This window comes from Methylobacterium marchantiae, from assembly GCF_042679825.1.
In the GTDB taxonomy this organism is placed as follows: domain Bacteria; phylum Pseudomonadota; class Alphaproteobacteria; order Rhizobiales; family Beijerinckiaceae; genus Methylobacterium; species Methylobacterium marchantiae.
Genome location: NZ_JBHTND010000057.1, coordinates 1 through 8,232 on the forward strand (window position 1 = coordinate 1; position 8,232 = coordinate 8,232).

Below are 8,232 nucleotides of genomic sequence, written 5' to 3' on the forward strand. Positions count from 1 at the left end.
CAAGGCCCAGGAACTCAAGGGCGAGGCGCAACGCACCGTCGGCGAGGCCAAGGACGGCGTGTCCGCCCTGGTCGACAAAGCCACCGGCAAACGATGAATGTCATCGGGGACCGTCCTCGGCGGTCCCCGACCCATTCCCCCGCCTCGTGACCGTCCACGAGCGGACCTTCACAATCCCTCCTTTATATCCGCCTTGGAGAGGATCGCCTGCCTTGCATCGGCTTTTCGGGCCGATATGCTGATGGCCGCTCTCTTCAGCGGCAGGACCCGATCCCATGCGCATGACATCGACCGTGATCCTCCTGCTGGCCTTCATGGGGGCGGCGTTGGCGCAGCAGGTGGCCGAACCGCCGATCCAGAGCCCACAGGATGCCGCCTGCCGCGAGCAGGCCAGGGCGCAGGTTTTCAGCGCGCCGAACCCGAGCAACCTCGGTCTCTACGATCTCGGCTCGCAGATCTATCACGCCTGCATGGCCAGCTATCACGGCACCGGACCGAACCCGGACCGTAAGGAGCGCCGCTTCTGAGGATCGCCCGTTCGATTCTGAGAGCCGCTCTTCATGACAGTGCATGATCCGAGTCCTTCGCCGATGCGTAAAGGGGGGCGTCCCTATCATGGCGTCGGTCTCGCTCTGCTCCTGTGCCTGGCCGGATTCGCGACGGCCGTACTCGCCGACTAGCCATCGGCCAAGCTCTTCGCCAGCGAGACATCCGACGTCGGCACCCAGGCCTGCCTTCACAAGGCGCTCGACGGCGCCGACGTGTCGCTCAACGCCGCTTACCGCAAGGCGCTGGCGGTGATCGATCAGGACGATCGCGGCGAGGATGCGAAAGCCAAGGCCGCCTGGAAGGCTCCGCTCACCGCTGCCCAACGCGCCTGGATCGCGTTCCGCGATGTCGATTGCGGCGATCTCGTCCTCAGCGAGTGGAACAACGGCAGCGGAGCCACGGTCACCGGCTATGCCTGCCGCTACGACAAGACCGTGCAGCGCAGGGACGAGATCCTGAGCCGCTACCCCCTCTGCATTGACGCTTTGACGTCTCCCGCTACGCCCTTGTTCAGCGCCGGGGCGGCGATCCGAGCCGATGTGCGGCGAGGTCCTTGAGGGCGGTCTGTTCGCGGAACCAGGTCCGCAGCGGCTTGGCCGGCATTCCGCCCCAGCGCTCGCCGGCCGGGACGTCGCGCATGACCCGCGAGGCCGCGGCGAGCTGCGCCCCAAGACCGATGCGGAGATGGCCGGCAATCGCGCTCTGCCCACCGACGGCGACATAGTCTTCGAGGATGGTCGATCCGGCGATGCCGACCTGCGCGACGATCACACAATGCCGTCCGATCCGGACGTTGTGGGCGATCTGGACGAGGTTGTCGATTTTCGTGCCGTCTCCGATGATCGTGTCGCGGCAGCTTCCGCGGTCGATCGTGGTGTTCGCGCCGATCTCGACGTCGTGGCCGATCACCACGCGTCCCGTCTGCGGCACCTTGAGATGGCCCTGTGCGCTCATGGCGAAGCCGAATCCATCCTGGCCGATACGGGCACCGGGATGGACGATGGCGCGATCCCCCAGATCGCAGCGGACGATGGTGACGCCGGAGCCGATGGCGCCATCGCGGCCGATGCTCACGTCCGGTCCGATGACGGTATGCGCGCCGACACTGGTGCCGTCCCCCAGGACCACGCCTTCGCCGATGACCACCGTCGGATCGAGGGTGACCCCATCCCCGATGCGGGCGGAGGGATGCACGAAACTGCCCGCCTGCATGCCGGTCTCGGCGAGATGCGGCGGCGGCCGCATGAGGTCGGGGTGAAGCCGGGCGAGGACCTTGGCGAAGGCGGTATGCGGATCCCGCACCACGATGGCCACGGTGCCTGCGGGGACGAGATGGGCGAAGCGCTCCGGCAGGATGCACGCGCCGGCCCTGGTTTCGCGCAGCGCCTCGGCATAGCGGGCGTGATCCATGTAGGCGACGTTCCAGGACTCGGCCGTCTCCAGGCTCGCGCCACCGCTCAGCATCAGCGGTGGTCTCGTCGATGGCGGAGCCGTGGCGCCCACGGCCTTGAGCAGGTCGATCAGGGCAAGGCCGCTCGGTTCATTCTGCAAGGGCACGGAGGGGCTCGTTTCCGGATGGTCTTGGAAATCGGGATCGGCAGGGATGTCGAGGCGAGCATGGATGTCGAGGCGAGCATGGGTTTCGGGATGAGGACGGTCGGGCGAACAGCGAACGAGGTTCATTCGCGGGTCGGGCGCTTTGCCGCCCGGCGGGATCTCGCTCGCCGCGACCGGCGGAACTGTCCGGGAATCGCGCATGTCGCGAGGCCCGCTTGATCGGTCCTCGCTCCGGCGAGGCCGCATGACGGCGAATTCGCCCTGAGCGTCGATGCTGTGCGCCAATGGAACGCGCAGGTACGTGTCTAACGGCACCGTTGGAGAAGGAGCGCCCGGCTCGCTCCCAACGGATGCGCCGAGGTTAGCGGTAATCCGTCGGCGTCAGGCCGTGGCGGGCGATCTTGTCGTACAGGGTCTTGCGCGGCGTGCCGAGGGATTCGGCGGCGATGCGCACGTCGCCGGCCGCCATGATCAGCTCCTCGCGGATCAGGCCGCGCTCGAACCGGTCGACCTGTTCGGAGAGACTTTCCGAACTCGCTGCCTCTGGCGCAGGGGCATCGTGCTGGCCGAGTCCCAGGGCATGACGCTCGGCGAAATGCCCGAGCTCGCGCACGTTGCCGGGCCAGTCGTGTCGGCGCAGATGGTCGCGCACGGCCGGGGTGATCGCCGCGGGCTCCCGTCCGAAGCGTGACGCGGCCCGGTTCAGGAATTCCTGGAACAGCAGCATCACGTCCTCGCGGCGGTCGCGCAGCGGCGGGATCGCGATCGTGATGACGTTCAGGCGATGGTAGAGATCGTCGCGGAACGTGCCCTGCGCAGCCGCCTGGCCGAGATCGACCTTAGTCGCGGCCACCACCCGCATGTCGATGGGGCGGATCTCGTTGGTGCCGAGTGGTTCCACCGTCCGCTCCTGCAGCACGCGCAGGAACTTCACCTGAAGGCCGAGCGGCATGCTCTCGATCTCGTCGAGGAACAGCGTGCCGCCTTGCGCATGCTCGATCCGGCCGACCCGGCGCTTGAGGGCGCCGGTGAAGGCGCCGGCCTCGTGGCCGAAGAGTTCGCTCTCGACCACGCTGTCGGGCAGCGCGCCGCAATTCATCGCCACGAAGTTCCGGGCGGCGCGGCGGCTCCAGCGGTGCAGGGCGCTCGCCACCACCTCCTTGCCCGATCCGGTCTCGCCGAAGACGAGCACGTCCACATCGGCATTGGCGACCTCGCGCACGAGGCGGCGCAGGCGCACCATTTCTGGCGAGATGCCGAGGAAGGCGGGGTCTTCCTCCACCGCCGCCTCGAGCCGGGCGCGCAGGGTCCGGTTCTCGATGACGAGCCTCCGGCGTCCCAGGGCACGGCGTGCCGAGGCGACGAGGGATTCCGCCGGGTAGGGCTTGGCCAGGAAGTCGTAGGCTCCGTCGCGCATGGCACCCACCGCCATGCGGATGTCGCCATGGCCGGTGATCAGGATGACGGGCAGTTCCGGATCGATCGCCTTGATGCGCGCGAACAGCGCGATGCCGTCGAGGTCCGGCAGGCGCACGTCGGTGACGACGAGGCCGGGCGGGTCGGCGAGGATCGCGGCGAGCGCCGGCCCGGCGGCCCCGAAGGTCTCCACCGTGAACCCGTCGAGTTCGAGGCTCTGGCGGTTGGCGCGGCAGACATCCGCCTCGTCGTCGATGAAGACGACCCGTTCGGCCGTTTCACCCGCCGGCTCATGCACGCTCACTTCGCCGCCTCCACGAACTCCGCCTCCATAGACCCCGCCGGCACCGGAGCTTTCGCCAGTTCCATCCGGAAGATCGCGCCGCCGGCCGGATCGTTCGCGGCGTTCAGGCTGCCGCCGCAATCCTCGACGATTCCGCGGGCGATGGCGAGGCCGAGGCCGAGGCCGTCGGCCTTGGTGGTGAAGAAGGCATCGAACACCTGGGCCCGGACGAGCTCGGGCAGGCCCGGTCCGGTGTCCCGGACCTCGATCGCCACGCGGCCTTCGCGCGCGTCCCGTACCAGAATCGACACGCGCGGGTCGGTGCTTCCCGCCGCCGCGTCGAGGCCGTTCTGAAGCAGGTTGACCACGACCTGTTCGAGGCGCTGACCGTCTCCGAGCACCTGCAGACCGGCGGGCGGAGCCTCGGCCGAGAGCCCGATGCCGGCGGATTTCGCCCGCGCCTCCACGAGTTCCAGGCTGTTGGCGAGGATGTCGGCCAACGCCACGGGCTCCCGCCGTGGCGAGGAACGCCGGGCGAATCCCTTGAGCTGGCGGGTCAGCCCGCCGATGCGGTCGGTGAGGCGTCCGATGGCGAAAGCGTTCTCCGCGGCCTCCTCTCCACGGCCGCGCCGGACGAGGATCGCCGCATTGTCGGCATAGGCGCGGATCGCGGCCAGCGGCTGGTTGATCTCGTGCGCCATGCTGGCGGCGAACTGGCCCAGGGCCGCGAGCCGGCCGGCCTGGGCGAGTTCGCGGCCGAGGCGTTCGCGCTCGGCCTCCGCCCGCCGGCGTTCCTCGATCTCGAGGCGCAGCATCCTGTTGGCGTCGGTGAGTTCCTGCGTCCGTTCGCGGACGCTGCACTCCAGTTCCTCGCGCTGCGCCGAGGCTTGTGCGAGCCGCTGCCGGACGCGTCGGCGCCGGCCGGCGATGGTCGCGATTCCGAGGCAGGCGAAGCCGGTGGCGAGCGCCGCGATGATCCAGGCCTGGACCCGCTCGCGTTCCACCGCCGGTCCCACCGGTGTCAGGGTATGGAGACGCCACTCGGTCCCGGGGATCTCCGCGTCGAGCATCAGCGCCGTCCGCGCCGGCCGCGATCCCTGGCCGATGCGAACGAGGCCAGGGCTGTCCGCGATGGGATGAAGCGGGAAGGCCGAGAGCGGCGCCTCGCCGAATTCCAGTGCCTCGCGGATGCGGCGCCGTTCGGAATCGTCGATGGTGCGCAATGTCGTGAAATGCCAGGCGGGGTCGCTCGCCACCAGGACGATGCCCCTCGTATCGGCCACGAACACGCCGTTGCCCGATTGGCGCCACGCGACCTCGACGCCGTCGAACTCGATCTTCACCACCACGACGCCGCCGGCTTCCCCGATCCGCCTGGCGAGATAGAGGCCGGCCCGTCCGCTCACGGTCCCGAGGGCGAACTGAGATCCGGCACCCTGGGCCATGGCCTGCCGGAAATAAGGCCGGAACGCGTAATCGCGGCCGATGAAGCTGCGCTCGGCCTCCGCATTGCTCGCCGCCACGGTGATCCCGTCGGGCCGAATGACGTAGATCACCGCCGAGCCGGTGGCGGCCGCCACCTGTTCGAGGCGCCGGTTCACCCGGTCGACCAGGGCTTGTGCGGGGGCCTGCCCCATTACCGCGGCGATTTCGGGATCGGCCGCGAGGGCGAGGGGAAGCGAGGCCTGCTTCTGCATCTCGGCCCGCAATGCGCTCACCTGAAGCGCCAGGACCGCCTGCGCCGTGCGCCGCAGATCCGCCAATGCCCAGCGTTCGGCGGTCCGTCCCGCGAGCCAGGCCGCGATCAGCACCAGGGCGAGGCTGGCGACGAGGATGAGCCCACGATGCTTCCGCGGACGGTGTCCCGGCCCGGTTCCATCCGGCGGGGAAAGAGACGACCTCATGCGCCCTGCCTCGGTGCGGAATCCCGGACAGGATTTCGCGCATGCGTGCGGATCACCGCAACACCATCGCGAAGGCGATCTGCATTCATCGGAAAAATATGTCTCGAATCAACATCTTAACGAAATATTTCAGGAGTTCCGCAGCTGGCACGCGGGTTGCCATTCCTAGAGCGTAACGCAGGCCTGCACCCATCGCAGGGCTGGCTGCCGGAGGGGCCGAGCCCCGAAAGCCAAGACCAAGAGTGGACGAAGCCGGGCCCAGCCCGGTCTTCCGATCCAACCCGCACCGATCTATCCGAAGGGAGAAGCCCGTCATGGCTGCCGTACCGTCACCGCTCACCGCACCGCATCCGCCGTCAAAGCCCAAGCCGCTCTACCGCACCCTGTACTTCCAGGTTCTCCTTGCCGTGGCGATCGGCATCCTGCTGGGTCACTTCTATCCGCAGCTCGGATCGGAGATGAAGCCCTTCGGCGACGCCTTCATCAAGCTCGTCAAGATGATCATCGCGCCGGTGATCTTCCTCACCGTGGTCTCCGGCATCGCCGGCATGACCAATCTCGAGAAGGTCGGCCGCGTCGGCGGCAAGGCATTGCTCTACTTCATCACCTTCTCGACCCTGGCGCTCATCGTCGGCCTCATCGTCGCGAACGTGGTGCAGCCGGGCGCGGGCATGCATATCGACCCGAAGACTCTCGATCCGAAGTCGATCGCCAGCTACGCCGGCAAGGCCAAGGAGCAGAGCATCGTCGAGTTCCTGATGAACATCATCCCCTCCACGGCGGTGGGTGCGTTCGCAGGCGGCGAGATCCTTCAGGTCCTGTTCTTCTCGGTGCTGTTCGGCTTCGGCCTCGCCTTCCTGGGCGACCGCGGCAAGCCGGTGCTCGACATCATCAAGGTGCTGTCGGAAGCCATCTTCGGCGTCGTCAACATCATCATGAAGGTCGCCCCCATCGGTGCCTTCGGCGCTATGGCCTTCACGATCGGCAAGTACGGCATCGCTTCGCTCGCCAACCTCGCCTACCTCGTCGGCGCCTTCTACCTGACCTCGGCGATCTTCGTCCTCGGCGTGCTCGGCCTCGTGGCCCGCTACAACGGGTTCTCGATCCTGAAGCTCATCCGCTACATCAAGGAAGAGCTGCTCCTCGTCCTCGGCACCTCTTCTTCGGAATCGGCTCTGCCCTCGCTCCTCGAGAAGATGGAGCGGGCCGGCTGCTCCAAGCCCGTCGTCGGTCTCGTCGTGCCCACCGGCTACTCGTTCAACCTCGACGGCACCAACATCTATATGACGATGGCGGCGCTCTTCATCGCCCAGGCGACGGACACGCCCCTGACCTGGGGCGAGCAGGGCCTCCTGCTCCTCGTGGCGATGCTGTCCTCGAAGGGTGCCGCGGGCGTCACCGGCTCGGGCTTCATCACCCTCGCCGCGACCTTGGCGGTTGTGCCTTCGGTGCCCGTGGTCGGCATGGCGCTGATTCTCGGCGTCGACCGGTTCATGTCCGAATGCCGCGCGCTCACCAACTTCATCGGCAACGCGGTCGCCTGCATCGTCGTCGCTCGCTGGGAAGGTGAAGTGGACGAGGTCAAACTCGCTGCGGCTCTGGGCGGCAACCCGATGCCGTTGGAGAGCGACATGCCGGCTCTCCAACCGGCCGAATAATCGCGCGACCCCCGGCCGGTTGGACTCATCCGGCCGAACGACATCATCAAGGGCATGCCGGACCACACGGGGTCCGGCATGCCCTCCGCCGTTCGGAAACCGGGCGGTTCGCGGATGCCCGTCCCGGGTATGCGTCCTATCGCGCAGGGGCCGATTGGAACGGCCTGCGTTCCATTCCGTTAGCGAACATATCCCTCACAACAGGACATTTCGCATGCGCAAGCTCGCAATCCTCTCTGCCGCGGCCATCAGCCTTGGCGCACTGGCAGCGGCGCCCGCTGAGGCTCGTGGCTGGGGTCATGGCGGCGGATACGGTCACGGCGGCTTCGGCCATGGCGGCTACGGTCGATTCGGTGGCGGGTACGGCCGGGGTTATGGCGGCGGCTATCGTCGCTTCGGTGGCGGGTACGGCCGTGGTTACGGCTACGGGCGCCGCGGCATCGGACCGGGCGCGGTCATCGGCCTTGGCATCGCCGGTCTCGCGGCGGGCGCCATCGCGGCGGGCGCCTACAATGGCGGCTATGGCTACGGCGGTGGTTACGGCTACGGGCGACCCGTGGGCTATTACGGCGGCGGTTACGGCTACGGTGGTGGTTACGCTCCGGCCTACGGATATGGCGGTGGCTATTACGGCTACTGATCCTGGATCGGACGTCGAGAAGGGAGTCGCCGAAAGGCGGCTCCTTTTTTGTAGGATAATACCCCGTCCTGTTCGACGGCAGGGGCTTCATGGTCCGTCGAAGCCGCCGAGTGGAGCGGTGGCCTAGCTGTGGAGCATCAACAGGTTGTCCTCGGAGAGGCGGAGTCGGCTGATGGGTGTTTGTCGGTTGATGCCCATGTGAGGGCGCTGCCAGTTGTAGCGGAA

The 8,232-nt window shown here is 67.7% G+C and carries 7 protein-coding genes and 2 pseudogenes; 5 read left to right on the plus strand and 4 right to left on the minus strand.

Going from position 1 to position 8,232, the window contains the following annotated elements; translation table 11 throughout:
• From ACFQ4G_RS21540 to ACFQ4G_RS21550, 3 genes and pseudogenes are all read left to right on the plus strand, one after another.
• A pseudogene (locus ACFQ4G_RS21540) lies at nt 1-97 on the plus strand (CsbD family protein); the annotation flags it as partial.
• Nucleotides 98-275: 178 nt separating this feature from the next.
• The gene (locus ACFQ4G_RS21545; protein WP_238209213.1) at nt 276-527 is read left to right on the plus strand and encodes a hypothetical protein; all 252 of its coding nucleotides are present in this window, start codon (nt 276-278) and stop codon (nt 525-527) included.
• 234 nt (nt 528-761) lie between these two features.
• A complete protein-coding gene (locus tag ACFQ4G_RS21550; RefSeq protein ID WP_238209212.1) occupies nt 762-1,106 on the plus strand; it encodes a lysozyme inhibitor LprI family protein in 345 nt (114 codons plus the stop codon).
• On the opposite strand, the gene lpxD is transcribed toward ACFQ4G_RS21550, so the two are convergent.
• The 3 genes from lpxD to ACFQ4G_RS21565 all read right to left on the minus strand — a co-directional run bounded on the left by lpxD (nt 1,060) and on the right by ACFQ4G_RS21565 (nt 5,709).
• A complete protein-coding gene (lpxD, locus tag ACFQ4G_RS21555; protein WP_379041075.1) occupies nt 1,060-2,106 on the minus strand; it encodes a UDP-3-O-(3-hydroxymyristoyl)glucosamine N-acyltransferase in 1,047 nt (348 codons plus the stop codon). The two genes, ACFQ4G_RS21550 and lpxD, sit on opposite strands and share 47 nt — an antisense overlap.
• A gap of 361 nt (nt 2,107-2,467) precedes the next feature.
• The gene (locus ACFQ4G_RS21560) at nt 2,468-3,826 is read right to left on the minus strand and encodes a sigma-54-dependent transcriptional regulator (RefSeq protein WP_379041077.1); all 1,359 of its coding nucleotides are present in this window, start codon (nt 3,824-3,826) and stop codon (nt 2,468-2,470) included.
• Nucleotides 3,823-5,709: an ATP-binding protein gene (locus ACFQ4G_RS21565; protein WP_238209211.1), complete on the minus strand. Its 1,887-nt coding sequence runs from the start codon at nt 5,707-5,709 to the stop codon at nt 3,823-3,825. The genes ACFQ4G_RS21560 and ACFQ4G_RS21565 overlap by 4 nt, the downstream gene beginning before the upstream one ends.
• A 314-nt stretch (nt 5,710-6,023) precedes the next feature.
• On the opposite strand from ACFQ4G_RS21565, the gene ACFQ4G_RS21570 reads away from it, so the two are divergent.
• The gene (locus tag ACFQ4G_RS21570) at nt 6,024-7,367 is read left to right on the plus strand and encodes a dicarboxylate/amino acid:cation symporter (protein ID WP_238209210.1); all 1,344 of its coding nucleotides are present in this window, start codon (nt 6,024-6,026) and stop codon (nt 7,365-7,367) included.
• A gap of 214 nt (nt 7,368-7,581) precedes the next feature.
• Complete coding sequence (locus tag ACFQ4G_RS21575; protein ID WP_238209209.1) at nt 7,582-8,007, plus strand: hypothetical protein; 426 nt, start codon at nt 7,582-7,584, stop codon at nt 8,005-8,007.
• Nucleotides 8,008-8,130: 123 nt separating this feature from the next.
• Here the strand turns inward: ACFQ4G_RS21575 and ACFQ4G_RS21580 are convergent.
• Nucleotides 8,131-8,232: pseudogene (locus ACFQ4G_RS21580) on the minus strand (IS481 family transposase); the annotation flags it as partial.

What these genes read in the sequence shown, in the direction of transcription:
- ACFQ4G_RS21545 (WP_238209213.1), top strand. Translation starts at nt 276, where the DNA reads ATGCGCATGACATCGACCGTGATCCTCCTGCTGGCCTTCATGGGGGCG.
- ACFQ4G_RS21565 (WP_238209211.1), bottom strand. Translation starts at nt 5,709, where the DNA reads ATGAGGTCGTCTCTTTCCCCGCCGGATGGAACCGGGCCGGGACACCGT.
- ACFQ4G_RS21570 (WP_238209210.1), top strand. Translation starts at nt 6,024, where the DNA reads ATGGCTGCCGTACCGTCACCGCTCACCGCACCGCATCCGCCGTCAAAG.
- ACFQ4G_RS21575 (WP_238209209.1), top strand. Translation starts at nt 7,582, where the DNA reads ATGCGCAAGCTCGCAATCCTCTCTGCCGCGGCCATCAGCCTTGGCGCA.